The organism is Nitrospira sp. (genome assembly GCA_005116745.1).
Taxonomy (GTDB): Bacteria; Nitrospirota; Nitrospiria; order Nitrospirales; family Nitrospiraceae; genus Nitrospira_D.
This window is the reverse complement of the sequence record SWDS01000010.1, coordinates 718552-735701: the sequence shown is the minus strand read 5'-3', so window position 1 is coordinate 735701 and position 17150 is coordinate 718552. Positions and strand designations below refer to the sequence as shown.

At 53.0% G+C, this 17150-nt stretch carries 14 protein-coding genes; 9 read left to right on the top strand and 5 right to left on the bottom strand.

Annotated features, from left to right (window positions below; translation table 11 throughout):
* The first annotated feature begins 37 nt into the window (after positions 1-37).
* From E8D52_18220 to E8D52_18190, 7 genes are all read left to right on the top strand, one after another.
* Positions 38-3394, top strand: coding sequence for a response regulator (locus tag E8D52_18220; GenBank protein TKB66290.1), 3357 nt, complete (start codon positions 38-40; stop codon positions 3392-3394).
* Positions 3395-3482: 88 nt separating this feature from the next.
* Complete coding sequence (locus tag E8D52_18215; GenBank protein ID TKB66289.1) at positions 3483-3995, top strand: hypothetical protein; 513 nt, start codon at positions 3483-3485, stop codon at positions 3993-3995.
* A complete protein-coding gene (locus E8D52_18210; GenBank protein TKB66288.1) occupies positions 3989-4435 on the top strand; it encodes a hypothetical protein in 447 nt (148 codons plus the stop codon). Before E8D52_18215 ends, E8D52_18210 begins: the two co-directional genes overlap by 7 nt.
* Positions 4436-4473: 38 nt before the next feature.
* Positions 4474-5670 carry a response regulator gene (locus tag E8D52_18205; protein TKB66287.1) on the top strand — a complete coding sequence of 399 codons (1197 nt, stop codon included), beginning with the start codon at positions 4474-4476 and terminating at the stop codon, positions 5668-5670.
* A gap of 54 nt (positions 5671-5724) precedes the next feature.
* Complete coding sequence (locus tag E8D52_18200; protein TKB66286.1) at positions 5725-6669, top strand: hypothetical protein; 945 nt, start codon at positions 5725-5727, stop codon at positions 6667-6669.
* A 281-nt stretch (positions 6670-6950) separates the two neighbouring features.
* Positions 6951-7967: an HD domain-containing protein gene (locus E8D52_18195; GenBank protein TKB66285.1), complete on the top strand. Its 1017-nt coding sequence runs from the start codon at positions 6951-6953 to the stop codon at positions 7965-7967.
* A gap of 640 nt (positions 7968-8607) precedes the next feature.
* Entirely contained in the window at positions 8608-9147 is a 540-nt protein-coding gene (locus E8D52_18190) for a hypothetical protein (GenBank protein ID TKB66284.1), read from the top strand.
* A gap of 4 nt (positions 9148-9151) precedes the next feature.
* On the opposite strand, the gene lpxD is transcribed toward E8D52_18190, so the two are convergent.
* The 5 genes from lpxD to E8D52_18165 form a co-directional block, all read right to left on the bottom strand.
* The gene (lpxD, locus tag E8D52_18185; protein TKB66283.1) at positions 9152-10252 is read right to left on the bottom strand and encodes a UDP-3-O-(3-hydroxymyristoyl)glucosamine N-acyltransferase; all 1101 of its coding nucleotides are present in this window, start codon (positions 10250-10252) and stop codon (positions 9152-9154) included.
* Positions 10249-10725 (bottom strand): acyl carrier protein, encoded by a 477-nt coding sequence (locus E8D52_18180; GenBank protein ID TKB66282.1) that lies wholly within the window; start codon positions 10723-10725, stop codon positions 10249-10251. Before E8D52_18180 ends, lpxD begins: the two co-directional genes overlap by 4 nt.
* A gap of 79 nt (positions 10726-10804) precedes the next feature.
* Entirely contained in the window at positions 10805-12061 is a 1257-nt protein-coding gene (gene fabF / locus E8D52_18175; GenBank protein TKB66281.1) for a beta-ketoacyl-[acyl-carrier-protein] synthase II, read from the bottom strand.
* Between the two features lie 77 nt (positions 12062-12138).
* Positions 12139-13230: an LPS export ABC transporter permease LptG gene (gene lptG, locus E8D52_18170; GenBank protein TKB66280.1), complete on the bottom strand. Its 1092-nt coding sequence runs from the start codon at positions 13228-13230 to the stop codon at positions 12139-12141.
* A 4-nt stretch (positions 13231-13234) separates the two neighbouring features.
* Entirely contained in the window at positions 13235-14326 is a 1092-nt protein-coding gene (locus E8D52_18165) for a YjgP/YjgQ family permease (GenBank protein ID TKB66279.1), read from the bottom strand.
* A gap of 291 nt (positions 14327-14617) precedes the next feature.
* Between E8D52_18165 and E8D52_18160 the strand changes: the two genes are divergently transcribed.
* Both E8D52_18160 and E8D52_18155 read left to right on the top strand, forming a co-directional pair.
* Positions 14618-14836, top strand: a complete 219-nt coding sequence (locus E8D52_18160) for a cold shock domain-containing protein (GenBank protein TKB66278.1) — start codon at positions 14618-14620, stop codon at positions 14834-14836.
* A gap of 133 nt (positions 14837-14969) precedes the next feature.
* Entirely contained in the window at positions 14970-17123 is a 2154-nt protein-coding gene (locus tag E8D52_18155; GenBank protein TKB66277.1) for a tetratricopeptide repeat protein, read from the top strand.
* Positions 17124-17150: the final 27 nt, after the last annotated feature.

Sequence of the window (17150 nt, the reverse complement as noted above, 5' to 3'; positions counted from 1 at the left end):
CTGCGTGAGGAACGCCTTCTGGTGTAACGAGGGACCGATGAGCTCGGAGTTCGACAGGCAGAACCTCATCAGCATCTTTGTGCTCGAAGCATCGGATGGGTTGGATGCCCTGACGAAAGCCTTACATCCTCCCGATGGGAGAGTTCCTGGTCCTCAGGAACTGACAGACCAATATATTATTGCCCACCGTATTTGCGGTGCTGCTGCCCTGTACGATTTCAGTGGAGTCGCTCAGCTCGCTGAACATCTGGAAACACTCCTTGAGCAGGTGACGCCGACTCGGATGGCTCACTGGGATCAAGTCGTAGACTTGATGAGGAACATTACGAACAGTCTTCAGGGAATCGTTCGAGTCATCGGGCAAGGAGGCGCTGAGGATGTAGAGGCCGTAGCCCGCTGTTGGGCTTCGATCAAAGAACGAGAAGAAGGAATAAACAATCCGCCAACATCCCTATCTTCCCTGCCAATAGCCGATGAGCACTACGTGCTTCCCGAACTTGATACCGAAATCTTATCTTACTTCATCCCTGAAGCGGAAGAGTATCTCGGCACCATAGACAGGTTGATTTGTACGCTTCAAGCCACGCCAGATGCAGAAGACTCGATTTATCGGCTCTTTCGCGCGGCGCATACCTTGAAGGGGTCAGCGTATACCGTGGGCTATCAAGTTATTGGAGATGTCGCTCATCCGATGGAAGATTGCCTGATCGAGGTTCAGGAAAAACGCCTTCCTCTCAGTCCTGACATTCTTGACCTGATGGTGAAGGCAACTGAATTGATCCGGCTTATTCTCCGACATGAGCCGACGAGTCTGTCGCAACTCCAGTACGATATACCACTTCTTCTTAATCGTTTCACGCAGATATCTAGAGGCACTGCTACCCCATCTCCACCGGCTGCGCTCTCCGACGAGACCCACGTACCTACTTCGCGTTCTGTCTATGGTGATCCCATTGTTACGATGGAAGAGCCACCCGCCGACTTATCCGATCGGTACGTAATTCCGGATTTGGATTCAGAAATCCTTTCCTACTTTATCCCTGAGGCAGAAGAGTATCTGGAGCTATTGGAAGCTAATCTCTTACGATTGGACAAGGAACCGCACAACACGGAACTCATCAATCAGCTATTCAGAAGCGCGCATACCTTGAAGGGATCTGCCTATACTGTTGGGTTTCAATCAATCGGTGACCTCGTCCACCATGTCGAAGACTTCATGGGAGCGGTGCGAGATGGCAGCCTCCACGTGTTGCCAGGGCATACTGATCTCATACTTCGCGCCATCGATGTTGTACGAGTACTCATGCACAGAGATCTCACAAAAGTAGATGACACGAAGCATCGCTTTGATGCGGCGCGAACCGAACTACGACGATTAGACCAGGGAAGCATACAGGAGAAGGCGGCGGCAGGTCTATCTGATGACCTCACTGGCTCGGCGACGACGAGACAGTCCGAAAGGGAGGAGTCTCCTCGGCATGATGAGGGCATTCCAAATGAAAAAGCAGGAGAAGAACGTGAGGTCATCCGTGTCAGTTATGTGCGACTCGAGCGACTGATGAACCTCGTCGGAGAGCTCGTCATCGGACGAGGTCGATTGGAACAACGACTGCGAGTCTTAGAGCAACTGTCACAGCAAGTCTTAACATTCAAGAGTCGCTTGGTGGATTCTATCCAGTCCTTTTCAGACAAACACACCTTTACCTATCAGGAAGCACCAAGTACTTCAGCGACGCCTTCGAGTCAAGGCCTTCCCGCCTTCGGTGATTTTGGCAACCTCGAGCTGGACAAATACGACGATTTCAATATTTTGGCTCGGCGTATCGGGGAAGTGACCGCTGATATCACTGAATCAATGTCGCAACTGGATGGGTCCATCCAAAGAGCCCATGACGAGATGAGTCAACTACAACAGTTGACGCTGGTCATGCGAGACGAAATCGCCCATGCCCGCATGGTTCCAATCGGTACAGCATTCACAAGGTTTCGTCGAGCGATCAGAGAAATCGCCAGAGCATCCAATAAGGAAGTATCTTTGGTCACATTGGGCGAGCAGACCGAAGTAGATACCGGACTCGTGGAACGATTGGTGGATCCATTGGTGCATTTGGTTAGAAATGCTGTCTATCACGGTATCGAGCTAGGGGCCGATCGAATTGCGAAAGGTAAACCGGCCGTCGGAACTGTCTACCTCCATGCGACGCATCGTGGGAATTCGGTCATCATCGAGGTCGAAGATGATGGAGCCGGGTTGGATTTGGAGAAAATACGAGCCAAAGCCGGCAAGATGGGATCAGCACAATTGCGCCACATCCAAGCTATGTCGGATAGGGACGTCCGGCAGTTGATTTTCATGCCTGGCTTTTCCACGACTGACAAGGTGGGGGATCAAGCAGGTCGAGGCGTTGGACTCGATGTGGTTAAGCGAGTAGTTGAAGGCATGAACGGGCATATCGAGGTGGAGTCTGAGCCCGGTATTGGTACCAAATTTACCTTGCATCTTCCGCTCACCCTCCTGATCGCAACGGCGTTGCTCGTGCGAGTCGGAACTGAAAAATATGCGATTCCGCTCGCGAACATCCAGGAAGTCACGATGCCGACACCTTCCTCCGTGCGCGAGGAAGGTACTCGCACAGTCTTACAGATCAACGAACAAATGATTGACATCCACTCTCTCCATAACATCCTTCGTCGGCAACCAGGAGTTGTTGATTGGACCATGCCCGTGGTGATCGTTCGGACAGCGGGAACGACAATGGGATTAGCCGTTGACGAACTGTTGGGCCGCCAAGAAATCGTCATAAAGCGCCTTGGATCACTCAAACCGTTGGAGCAATCATGTTTTGGAGGCGCGACGATCGATCCAGAAGGGCGGGTTGTTCTTGTGCTCGATCCAAACCGGTTGACGACGAGAGAGCTGAAGGAATCGGCTACCCATACTCTCTTTTTCGAAACCACGCCGCTCTCGAAGCAGTCTCCACCACAAGAGCAATTGTCGAATGAGCCGCAAGAGGCCCGCCTGCTCTTGATAGACGACTCATTAAGCATTCGCAAGTTCGTAGGAAGGATGTTGGAGTTGGCTGGATATCCATTTGATACGGCAGTTGACGGAGAAGATGGACTTCGAAAGGCATCAACGACTAATTATCGGATGGTCCTCACCGATCTTGAAATGCCAAAGCTCAACGGATTTGAAGTCATTCAAGCTCTCAGAAGCCGCCCGGAAACTAGACACACACCGGTGGTCGTCATGACGACGAGGGCGCGAGACAAGCATCGGCAGATGGCGATCAACCTCGGTGCTAATTCGTACATCGCCAAGCCGGTAGAAGAACGGATGTTGTTGCAAGAGGTAGCACGATGGCTTGGAAAGGCTCCCGTGCTGCGCAAGTAACCTTGCGGAAATACTCGTATCGATTGACGAAATGAGGCTTGTTACAGAGAATAAGTAAAATGGTCTTGGCTTGGGCGTCCGGGAACCAATGACAGGAATTTCGTCATCAGCTTCTCCATCACGATTTCTCATCGTGCTATTTGGCGGACGGTATCTCGCGTTGGATGCCGAGTCGATACAGGGGGTATTGACGCTCGAAGAGCTTGGATCCCTTGACGATCCAACGATTCACGGCCTGGTGTATAGAGCCATCAATCTAGCTGATCGATTGAGGATAGTGAATAATCAAGGTTCAACACATAGCCGTATTGTGCTGCTTTCTGAGCAAGGTGTGCAGGGGAGTATTCGTGTTACCACGGTGCAGGGGTGGCTAGAACTCCATCTCTCTCAAGTCCTGCCGCTTTCCCCGCAGTTCTGTGGACCGGAGCGACGCTGGTACCGAGGCATGATCCTATTTGAAAACAGTATTGCGTTGGTGCTCAATACAAGCTGGGTTCTCGATGAGCAGGTGGCAAGCGTAGAGGACAGTGGGGAACAAGGAGGCATTCCTCGACTCATAGCGGCCCCAAAGATGTCCGTGAACAATAGCCAGGCATGCTGAGGACTGGTCAAAATCATCATCGGGGAACGGCGCGTCAATCATATCATCTATTGGTGTTTTTTGTGGGGGGGAGGCGACTGGCGGTGAAGGCAGTAGATGTATCAGGCATTTTCAAGTGGGCTGACCCTATTCCAGTCGCTGGTCAAACCCCATTTATCACATCAGTCGTTCGTCAAGGACAGACTGTGTTACCAGTATTTGATCTGGCCGCATCTCTTCGACTTACCGTGCAAGGGAGCAGGCCCTTGTATCTGAGAGTGAAGCACCCTCTCGGAGAAATGGCCATGTGCATCGATGAAGAGATTCCAATCCTTCATACTGTGGATCCTGCCGTGCTTCAAACATACCACGGCAAGGATTTGCCGGCCGACGGCAGTTATACCAATGGCCTAGATGAGGTTCCGATTCTCTCGATATCTCAACTAGGGTCGACTGAATGATGATTCCTTGTGGGCCGGGATGAGCGAAAGGTGCAGGCATGCCGAAGATCTTAGTAGCTGATGACAGTATCGCAGTTCGTAAAGTGGCTGAACGACTGTTGACCGAGGCCGGACTCAGCGTCACGCTTGCGGCAAACGGAGAGGAAGCGCTGGCGTATTTAGCAAAGGAACGGCCGGACGTTGTCGTGTCCGACGTCATCATGCCGGATAAGAGTGGGTATGAAGTGTGTGCATTTGTCCGTGGACACGCAACCCTCGCCTCGACGCCCGTACTACTCATTTCAGGAATCGTGAACCACGAAGTGACCAAACAGGCCGAATCGTGCCGAGCGGATGGAGTATTGAAGAAGCCCTTTCAAGGTACTTCCCTCAAGGATCGAGTCCTCGAGCTAATAGCAAAACAACAGAACGCAGCACCAGCCTTCGTCGCTGGGCCAGCTTCTGCCCCTGTGGCGGCCGTTGGTGAACCGACGATGCAGATGGTAGTGCAACAGCCACAGGGACAGCACCAAGAGGTTCAGAAGTCTAAAGAGATTGAAGAACAGTTACGGGCAGAACGGGCTCGCTCCGAAGAGCTCACCAAACGGTTATCAGAGTCCTCGGAACAGCTCGCCAAGGCCAAGACAAGTGAAGTGCAGTTGGCAGCTGAGCGCACACGTCTCAACGAGCTTCGGGAGACACTCGCCAAGGTCGAGCATCAAGTATCAAGAATTCCCGAGCTGGAAGCAGCACTGAAAACGGAACAGGACGCAGTCGGTGCATTCAAAGAGGAAGCCGTGCACTGGCAGAAATCTTCTGCTCGAATTTCGGAACTGGAATCTACTCTGCATGCTGAACGGACTGCTGCAGAGCAACTCGTGCAACAACTGGGGGAATTAGAGCAGATATCGACCCGGACACGAGAGGCGGAAGCAGGACTCGCAAATGCAGAACAGCTGACAGCCGAACTTCATCAGAAACTTCAGAACCTCGAGGCTGAACTGCTGACCGAACGGCGAAAGGGGGCAGAGGCAGTGGGACACCTTCAAGAATTAGAGCAAGTTGCGATGAATGTTCAGGAAATGGAAGGGCTTCTAACCGTAGAACGAGATCGCAACGGAACCCTCACTCGACGAGTGACTGAAGCCGAACAAGCTGCCGAGAGTGCCACAAAACGGCTCGAGGAAATGGCACGCAAGTTAGGTGAGATTGCGAGCTTGGCCTCCCAACTTGGAAGCGGGAGGGGGCAATCCTGATCCAGGTAGCCGGAGTGGTTACATGGTCGTGTTCTTGCTGAAGGGCCAACGCCGATGTCCGTTGAAACTGAAGATGCGTTCCAGAAAGAACTAGTTGAACTATTCGTTCAAGAGGCACAGGAATGGCTTCAGCAAATTCACGTTGCCCTCGATGAGCTACAGCAATCTCCCCCTTCCGAACGCCATCGTGCTTTGGCTCAGACTATCAAGGTTGGTGTCTCAAACCTCGGTGGGTCTGCGGCCACGCTCAATCTGAGTGATGTTGAGCGCGCGAGTTTCTCAGCCCTTCCTTTTGTGGAAGCGGTTCAAGACCCTTCCGCGCAAATCTCCACGGATGACTTCATCACGCTCTGCAAACAACTGGGGCACATTCATGGAGCCCTAACCCGAGCAACAGGTGTGACCTTTGAGGCAGATGACGTCTCAGCATCCTTCGAAGATCCACCAACGATGATCCCCACGAAGGAGTTTTTGACATTACTGCGTGGGATCCAAGATCAATGCATTGCGTCCAACGCATTCCATCGTAATTTGTTTCAGACGATGCTGGCCCAGGCAGAAGGGTTGATGGAGCGAGGGGTTGAACAATGCAATATGTCGTCCATCCATGAGTTTCTTAAGCGGTCTGCTGAGGAAGAGCAAGGCTTTCAGGATGTCGTTCGACAAGAACTTCCACATCTGATGGCCATCATTCAGACCCTTAAGACTAGTGGCAACGCCCTTAGTACGCCACCCTCAGATTTGCAGAACACCGTTGAACGTGTCGCGCAGTTATGGTCTGCCGCTCAGCAGGTCAATGCCTCCCATGCGATGTTGTTTTTCATGGGACTGCATAGTTTCCTTACAATCGTCACGCAGCATCACATGGTCGTGGGAGCCACACGCTATGAGGCCATCCAATCACGGTTGGACCAGATCCTAAAAGGGATTGAGGAATGGGCAGCCAACGGACGGATGGAGCGCATGGCAATACAGGGTGTCTTGCCATGCGCTTCATAAAGCCCCATGCGACTAGGGTACTGAAATAAAAGAGAGCTCGACTGTGTATCGCATCGGCAAGTGGCACTAGGAGATGAGAGGCTGAATTCTGGTGTATGTCGGTTGATCAACTTGCTTTGCGATGTATGTCTCTACTTTGGGTGTGTTTCTGAAGCGCCTCAGATTGGACGCTCATTAGTCGACAAAGTCGCACATGAGGCGTGGGCTCGACGAACGCATGGTCGAAAACTTCGCAGACGAGTTGTTGCAGCGACAAGCCCATGACGACACAGAGGTGAGTTGTGACAAACTGGTATCACAAGGCAGAACAGGTGGTGGGGGAGATCGCGACTGCCGTTCAGGAGCATCGTACCATATCTCTCGAACGACTTGAAGCGCTCGCAGGAGATGTCGTGTCATCGTTGCAACGCAACGATGAGCTCGTGGTAGAAGCACTTGCTGGACCGGTCGGACCACCACTCATCACCAACCTAATTAATGTGGCTATACTCGGAACGAAGGTCGGGATTGGTCTTGGGTATTATGGGGAAGAACTGCACCAGTTGACCCTCGCGGGCTTTGTTCATGATATTGGATTATTTGCCGTCCCAAAATCCTTGATCACGAAGCCCGGCCGTTTGACTCAGGAAGAGCGGGCACTGATCGAAAGACATCCTGAGCTTGGCTATCAGGTGGTTGAGAAGTGCGGACCAGCGTATCACTGGTTGGGGCAATTGACGCGTCAGGCTCACGAACGCTTCAATGGGCAAGGGTACCCCAATCGACTGACAGGAAGAGAGATCAGTGAAATGGCCTTGATCGTCGGAGTGGTTGACATATTTGATGCATTAGTGAGCGAGCGCCCCTATCGCCGTCGTCTGCTCCCGCACGAAGCGGTCAAGGAGCTTCTCGTCGCTGAGCGAAGAGCTTTTCCTCGAGAAATTCTGAAGGCACTCGTCGAGCAATTTGCGGTGTACCCACTTGGAACGACCGTGCGATTGACGACCGGACAAATAGGAACCGTGGTCACAGTGAATAGCCGCTACCCTCTTCGCCCGGTTGTGCGGCTGGATGAGCAGCAGGAACATGGGGACAATAGCTCGTGTGAGATTGATTTGAGTCGTGCGCCATTAGTATCGATCGTGGAGATTCTCAATCCACCCGAAGTCGGGCGAATCACATTTTCAGGACCACCACCGAGACCGGCAATGTCTGCTGTGCCGATTGTTGCGTCTGATTCCTTCACATCGCTGCTCGAAGGTCTTGACGCGGTGGTCTTGACACTGCAAGGGGTGGTGAATTCCAAAAGAACCTCCTGAAAATAACCAGATCTTGGTCCTGACTCCAATACGATTACTGAGGTGAATTGACCATCTCCCCAGCATATGTCAAATTGCAAGGAGAACTTGGGACCATGCAGTCGGAGATCAGAAACACGTGCGGCGCATCAGTAGAAAACAAGAGTTCTAAATCCTGTTGGTTAGGACCGACGAAGACGATTCCAGGTCAACCACAACGCGACACCTATCTAGGATAAAGGCAACCGTAGCCATCTCCTTCTGATCCAACCCTCAATCCCTCATAATAGTATCGATCAGCTTCCATCAAACAGAGCTTTACCGCTAGCCACGACGTTCGTTCTTGCCAATACGATCCTGCTCGAAAGTACAATCGGGTCCGTCTTACATTTCAAGTGGACATCCCTTTCTTGCCTGTGCAAGGCTCAACTTAATATCACAGTACTTTGCTCGTGATGGTCTTGTGATGGCCTTGTAGGGGTAATTCACAGAAATGCTAACAAGATACACAGTTTTGCTGGAACAACGAGTGGACCACTCGTTGTTCCAGCAGATTACAATCAATGAGCCACCCCTGCGTTCTCCCCTTTGCTGTGGAGATCTAGATGGTTATAATGCATACGCTGACTTCTTGGTAGACTGGCAATTGGAAGGGAATCACGTGCCAAAACTCATCAACGTTCAACATCCGCAGCAAACAACGCAGCAAGCCCAGGAGTATGTAAAAACTTACATTCTCATGCCATCCGGTCTGCTTGGGCTGATCTGTGTGATCGGGGCAGTTGGAGGTCTGGGATACCAATGGCTCGCCACCGACAGCTATTCCTGGGATACCTTCTATCAAAGTTCAGCATTGTTCATGTCAGGCATAGGCTTGGGGGTGGTGCAGACACTCTACCAACGCTATCTCTTACGGGAGTTTCCAGAAGTTCTGGCGGCTCGCATGAGGGAAGGCATAAGTCGGCAACGAGGAACGCTCAAGAAAAGGTCGGACGCGACAACAATTGAGCATCCGGGACGTCAGTTCGTTCCATTCGCCTATTTGCTTGGGGGCCTCCTCTTGGTAGGAGGGACCATTGCAGCATTTGCCTATGAACGAGTGAGCATCGTGCCAGCGATCTTGATGCCCTGGGCGGGATACTATTGGGCAAGGATGTTCTTATGGCGAAGAGTGATCAAGCTAGGCAAGGTAGAGAAATAAGAACCTATTTCTTCTTGGGCTGCTTCGCCTTTGATCGTGCGGGCCGACGCACCGACTTCTTGGGCTGATTTTCAAGCGTGACCACGCGTTGTTCCAACTCTCGCACGAGGTGATTCAACTCAGGTAAGTGGGAGAACACGCCCTGAACCCTCAGGGCTTTTTCACGTACCATCGCAGGACTGCCTCCGACGATCTGGTTCGATTCCAGGCTACGATTGACACCTGATTGCGCGGCGATCATCACCTGGTCGCCGATGGTAATATGGTCGGAAAGCCCGGCTTGGCCACCGATCATCACATGATGACCGATGGTGGTACTACCGGCGATGCCAGCCTGCGCCACCAGAATGCAGTGCTCTCCCACAGTCACATTGTGGGCAATCTGGACGAGATTGTCGACTTTGGTGCCCTGTTTGATGAGGGTCCGCCCGAATGTCGCACGGTCGACCGTTACATTCGCTCCCAGCTCAACGTCATCTTCAATGACGACAGCACCGAGTTGAGGGATCTTATGGTGTCGGCCTTGATGCTGCACGTATCCGAACCCGTCGGCTCCAATCACGGTTCCACTGTGCACGATCACTCGCGCCCCAAGTGAGCAGCCCTCGCGAACGACGACATTGGGATAGAGTACGGAATCATCCCCAATCCTTGAATCCGATCCGATAAAGACCCCCGGATAGAGCGTGACGCGATTGCCGATTGTGACGCGGTCGCCCAGCGTGACGCATGGCCAGAGAGAGGGATCACTTCCGATCTGCACATCCGATCCTTGCGTGACAGACTCCGCTACACCGCGGGGCGTAGGAACGCGAACGAAAAAATTCTGAGCGACGCGTGCGAAAGCCAACAGCGGATTGTCGACGACGATTTGTGGTAGGGAGAGATCGGACAAATGCCGATGGACCAGGAGTGCTGCGACGTGAAGAGTAGTCACTGTCTTTGACATTTTCTCATTGGCAATAAACGAGAGGGCGTGTGGATCGGCTTCGCCGAGGCTTGTTAAGCTGGAGATCGGTGTCTGGTCGTCTCCGTGAATCACCCCTCCAACAACCTCTTGGACTTGAGCCAACGTGATTGGAGAGGGTAGTTGTGGTTTGCTCATCGGGCCGTGACTTTCTTCTTTCCGGATTTACCGGAAGAGATCTTCTTCGATTTACTGGCCATAACGGCTTTTGCCGCAGCTGCTTTCTTAGTAGACGGGGACTTGGCTGAAGTTGTCTTGGTCGACTTGGCCTTGATCTTGATCTTGGTCGACTTGGCTGTTTTCGACTTGCTGGCAGCAGCCACAGGCTTTGGCGATGCAGGCTTGGACTCCGTTTTCGACTCAGCGAGCCGTTGCTGGACATAGGCCGCTACGGTACCAACGGTACTCAAACCCGGAAGGTCTTGGTCTGGAATTTGGAGCTTGAATCGTTCCTCGATCTCGAACAGCAATTCGATGATCGCCACCGAGTCGAGGCCGAGGTCATCACGAAGATGATGAGCTTCAGTAATCGACGCGGGGTCTCGTTTGAGATAGCTGGCCAAGGCCTGAATGATTTTAGCGGTAACCGCGGGATCGATCCGTTCAGTCATTATAGGTGCTCCTTCAAGTGGAATGAGGCTCTTCGCATGTGACGGCTGCGACGGGACCCTCGATATCGTTCAACCGTTGTTATGCCACAAATTTCTTAAAGACGACCGTGGCATTGTTACTGCCGAATCCGAAGGCGTTCAAGAGGGCGTACCGAACCTTTCGTTCTTGAACGGCACGTGAGATCCCATCCAAACGGCAAGCTGGGTCCGGGTCCTCATAGTTCGCTGTGGGATGGATTTGCCCGGTATGGATTGAAAGAGTCGTAGCCACCGCGCCGATCGCTCCAGCTGCCCCCAAGGTATGGCCGATGAGCGATTTTGTGGCACTGATGGCAATTTTGTCTGCTCGATTCTTAAACAGACTCTTGACCGCTTTGGTCTCAACGGCATCGCCGATCGTCGTAGAGGTCGCGTGCGCGTTGATGTAGTCAACCTGATCCGGCCTGATCCCGGCCGAGTCGAGCCCGATCTTCATGGTCGTGGCGATTTCCTGACCATCCTCCTGAGGGATGACCATGTGATAGGCTTCGCTGGTGGCCGCATAGCCGACGAGTTCAGCATAGACTCTCGCTTTCCGCTTCTTGGCATGGGCCCATGACTCGACCACTAATGTGGCAGCTCCTTCGCCCATGACGAATCCGTCCCGGAGTCGATCAAAGGGACGTGAGGCTCGCTCTGGAGAATCATTAAACTCACTGGAGAGCGCACGCAAGGAACAGAACCCGGCAAACACCAGAGGCGTAATGCTCGCGTCAGCTCCGACGGCAATAATCACATCGGCCTGGCCACTACGAATGCTTTGCAGGGCTTGGCCAAGGGCATGGGCACTGGAGGAGCAGGCTGTCGAGATCGTCAAATTTGGGCCTTTGGCACCGTGTGCCATTGCGACGATACCCGACGCCGAATTGAGGGTGATCGTTGGAATAAAATTTGGGTGGACGCGATGCGGTCGTTGCGTTTTAAAGAGCTGTGAGATTTCACGCTCGCCCATCACCATCCCACCCATGCCAGCTCCAACAATGACACCGACGCGATGGGGAGCCTCCTTGGCCATATTCAGATCGGCATCGGCGAGTGCCTCTTTTGAGGAGACTAAGGCGAATTGCGCGTACCGATCCACGCGACTTGCCTGCATCGTTGTTAAATACTGTTCAGGTGAGAAATTGTGGATCTGCCCGGCGACCCGCGAACGATAATCGGACATCGGAAACCATCCCAGGGAAGGGATTGCAGTAATCCCCGAGCGACCCGCAAGGGCTGACTTCCAGAACTCACTGACGCCGATCCCAATGGGAGAAATCACCCCGAGACCGGTAATGACTACGCGCGAGGCCATGTTTCTCCCTCCTTATGGGCACACACGGCGCCTTTCTTACCGGAAGACCGATGGACAGTCAACTAGGAAACCTCTCTTTAGTGCCTAACTTTGAGTAATAGATAGAGGCCGAAGCTGAGAAACAGCGTATTAGCCATCCAGCCAGCCAGCATGGGAGCCAACGCGCCACCTCGCCCGAGTGCGATGGCGACGGAATGTGTCGTCCAATAGCAAAACCCAATGATGAACGCTTGTCCGATACCCACGGCCATGCTGCCCCCTCGGACACCGCTCCGGCGCAAACTCAATGCAATACCGACGAGCACCATCACGACCGTGACCAATGGGGAGGCCACACGGCTGTAGTAGTCCGTCAACAGACGGGCGAATGAGAATCCTTCATGCCGAAAACGCGCGAGGTAATTTTGGATTTCCCCAAACGTCATGGTTTCTGAGTTCCCCACCAGTGAGGAGGAGAAATCATCGGGAATCAAGGGCATGCTGATCGCGTGTTCCATAAATAGTGCCAGCTCTACGGTCTCGTCCGATTGAAACTTACGATGGTTCCCGTTCAGTAGGGTCCAGCCTTGAGGTGTATAGCGGGCTTCAGCCGCTTCCGTAATGCGATCGAGTGCAAATGGCGGACGAAAATGAAAGATTCGAACTCCTCGAACGGTCTTTCCTGCGACATCGATCTCATTGACTTCAATGAGGCTGTCGGAGCTGATACGGGCCCATGGTTGGGTGGCTTTGACGGTGACTGGAGCCGGTCGTTGTTCGATCTGGACCGCACGGATTTCTTCGGCTTTTTCCGACGCGAGCGGAATGACGGTCGAGCTGAAGAGAAAGAGAATCATAGACACGCCAGTGGCAAACAAGAAAAAAGGCGAAGTCATCCACAATAAACTGACCCCGCAGCTGCGCATGGCGGTGATTTCATTACTGCGCGCAAACAGACCAAGTGTCAACAAGGTTGCCACCAAAATCGCGAACGGCGCGACTTGGAACGAAATTGAGGGGATCTTCAGCGCAAAGTACGTGAGGATTGGAACGATTCCCGATTCATATCGTAAGAACCGTCGCACTTTCTCGAAAAAGTCGATCACGAGATAGATGGTCACCAAACCGGAAAAGCACATCCCGAAGATTTTCGCGTATTCTCGGAGGATGTACCGGAAAAGAATCGTCATGCTGTTATTGCCTGCTCATCCGTAAAAACAGTGCGACCGTGATGATGATGAAAATAATATTAGGCAGCCACGCACCCGCAAAGGGATGCAGAATCAGAGCCGTCACCAAAAAATCGCACCCGACATTCAGGATGTAAAATGCGATGATGATACCCACACCGACAGCAAACCCGCCGACCCGTCCGGACCGCTTCGAGACGATTCCGACTGGCACGCCGAGCAGACAGAATACAAGCGATGCGGTCGGAAAAGCCAAATCTTTATAGTATTCCATCAGACGACGAAGCGAGCCGGCATCCTTCCCGCCGGACTCGGCTAGCCGAGCCATGATCTGTTCATAAGACGGGCGCTCTTCACTAGCCGAATAGCTGCTGAGGTTCAGATCGATCTTGAGATCGTAACGGGCAAACGCAATCTGCTGATACTGGTCCACCTGACGCGGCCGGCTATGGATGACTCCATTCACCAGCTGAAGTGCGACCTGCGCATGGGCGGCATCCATAAACACGTGGTATTGTTCCGCCACGATGACGCGAGGCTCTTCGGGCACACGTTCATCTGAGATAAAGATGCCCTCTGCCGGCCGGCCTGGCTCACCTTCTGGAACATAGATCATCATGCGTGGAATTGGCTCATTGAAGGTGCCTCGCTCCAACGCCAGAACAAGCTGATCTTTGAGCAGGTTGAGCGCCACCTTTTTGAGATTCAATGAGCTCCACGGCTGTCCCCATTGAGATAAGATCAAGGTCAACGTAAAGACACACACGGAGAACAGAAGGACCGGTTGCGAAAGCCGATACAGACTGAGTCCGGTCGCGCGCATGGCAACCAATTCCTTATCAAAGGACAATCGGCCGAATGCCGTGACCGACGCAATCAAACCTGCAATCGGAAGCGTGAGTACGAGACCGGATGGAAGCAGCATGGCAATCACTTTGAGGACCGCCCAGAACCCAACCCCCTTGGACACCAACAGTTCGACAAGGCGCAACAGCTCCCTCGTCAACATGACAAAGCACAGCGCACCGAGACTGAGACCAAACGGAGAGAGCAGTTCCGTAAAGATGTAGCGATCGAGCAGTGTTCGTAAGATCACAGAATGTCTGGATGGGAAAAGTTGTGATCACTATAGGGAAGTCCTTCTCGCCTGTAAACACAGGAGAAAGTCTCCTCCATAAAGATTCGCTTGACAGGTCCTGAAGCCTATGTTACATGCAGCGCGACTTTCCACTCACAAGATGGGTTCCGTGAGCGATGCACCACTCCTTCAGGTTCCCGTCCCTTCTCCCAACCGAATTCTTTCACAATTTATTTTCAGTTTTGATGCGCGTAGTTGAGTGGGGCCGCTACGTAACCAGTCGTAGTTGTTGAAAAAAGGAGGGCTTCTGTGAAGACAAAAGGCACGGTCAAGTGGTTCAACGATCGAAAAGGGTTTGGCTTTATCCGGCTGGATAGCGGAGAAGACGTCTTTGTCCACTACTCTGCATTACAAGGAGACGGCTTTAAGACCCTCAAGGAGGGTGAAAACGTTGAGTTTGAGATCGTGCAGGGAGCCAAGGGGCCTCAAGCGTCCAATGTGCTCAAGGCGGAGATCGCCGCATCATAAGTCGTTACGTCTTCCGTTTTGTTCAGTAGAAGAGCTGGTCCTCCAAATCGGAGGACCAGCTCCTTTCCTTGAGTACGTGCTGTCTGATTCTTCCATTTCCTAGACAAAGTTCCTTGCGACTGTTAGCGTTTGGTTGTTCTCTGATCGTGGAGGTATTGTTGTGCCCCCGGATCGAAGTCGAGTTCTCCAACAAGCGCAGCTCCTCGCGTCCCGCGGACAGTACGAAGCGGCCATAGCCGAATGGAAAAAGCTTGCCGCAGATTCCCCCGCCGACGGCACCATTCATAATACGATCGGTGATTTGCAACTGAAACGAAACGCTTCAGGGGAAGCCGCTACTGCATTCTTGCAGGCGGCCTCGGCATTCCGAGCCGAAGGCGCGACCCTCAAGGCCATTGCCGCCTTTAAAAAAGTCCTGAAATACGATTCCGCTCGATATGAGGTCTATCGCCACCTTGGCGACTTGAATGTTGAACGTGGCCTCATCAGCAGCGCGGTCCAGGACTACCTCACACTGGGGAAGTACTACCTAAAAGAACGTCGCGGAAAAGACGCGCTCGAAGTGTACAAGAAGATCGTCCTCCACGATCCATCGAATCTCAACGCACAACAGCGCGTCGCCGAACTCTGTGTCCAGGAAAACCAGCAAGATGAAGCGACCACCGTGTATCTTCAGCTGGGCCGTGAGCGATCAGCGCAAGGACGATACGATGAGGCGAAAGACGCGTATCTCGCCATCCTTAGGATTGATCCTGCGAACAACGAGGCATCCCAATTCGTGGAGAGCTTGAAGAAGGGTGGAACCGGATCGACCAAGGCCGTCAAGCCAGGATCCACTGTGCCGGTACAGAAATCGTCAGAACCAGTCGACCTTCTGACTGAGGCCGTGCGGCGCATTGACGAAAAACAGTATGCCGGTGCAGAAGCGATTCTGAACCAAATGCTCACACGAGAACCGGGGAACCCCCAAGTCTGTCAACTCATGGCTCGGTTGCACTTACAACGCGGGGATGTCCAAGTGGCGCTGGGAGAGTATCGTTTCTTGGCTGGGGCCGCGTTGCGGGCCCATGACCTCACACTTGCCGAATCGTTGATTCAGGAGTTCTTATCCGCAGACCCGAACTCCGTTCCGTTATTGGAGCTGAACGGTGAACTCCTCGAAGAACAAGGCGATGGTGGGGGAGCGGCCATCCAGTATGCAAAAGCCATCGAACTCTTACTTGAACATCCAGAGCCCGGCATGGAAAGTTTGCATGAGGAACTCTTCGAAAAAGTACGATCGCTATCCAGCGATGACGCGTTGGTGAATCGATTGACGACGAAGATGAAGAGAGGGGTCTCTGACGAACCGAGTGAATCTGCTCAGACTGCGCCTCTTGTGAGCGCACCGGTGAATCACGTCGAGTCCCAACGAACCGAGGGTGAATCACTGAGAGCTGATTCAGACAGTGTTCAGGCAGTCTATCCAAATGATCGCATGAAGGAAGGCCAACAATTGTCGGTGGCAGGTGCGGAACCCGACGACGTCAACCCTTTTGCTAAGGATAGTGGATCGCAGAAAACCACCAGTGAGTCAACAGCAGCTCCTAATGGACAAGATATTCAGCATCCATCGGTCACTGCCTCACCTGGGTCGAGTGCCAAGACTCCACCAGCTCCACACGTAGCACCAGAAGCCCCGATGGCCGCACATCCGCCGCAGAACAAACCGGCAGGAGCTCCAGCAATCGAGAAGCCAGTCGCTGCGAAAACGAGCGAAGTGCGCAAGGCCGAAGTCCAGCAGGCACCTGTTCCGCAGCCACCCAAGCTCGTCTCGGTTCAAACATCTGTGGAATCAGCTGCTCCTAGTAAACCCGCCGTGGCTCCTCCAGCGACCGTACAGGAACCGATGGCGGCCTCTGACTACGAGACGCACTATGCGTTAGGCGTCGCGTACAAGAACATGGGGTTGTATGAGGAAGCCAAGGAGGAATTTCACGTATCGATGAACAGCGACTCCTACTATCTTGATTCGGCGCTCATGACGGCGGTCTGTCTTAAAGAAGAGCATCATCCCTCTCAGGCAATTCTTGGACTAGAAACGGTCTTGGCTGATCCTCGTTGCCAAGGGGCTAAGGGGCAAGCCATTCGCTATGAGTTAGGGTTACTCTATGAAGCGGAGGAACTGTGGGAGAAGGCTGCTCACGCATTCGCGTCGATTCCTTCATTCCATGATGTCCCACAGCGACTGGTGGCCTTGAAGGGGAAACACGGGGGAGGGGACGTCGGCTTTCGGTACGCCTCGTAGGGTCCAATCCCATTTCTCTGTTCACAC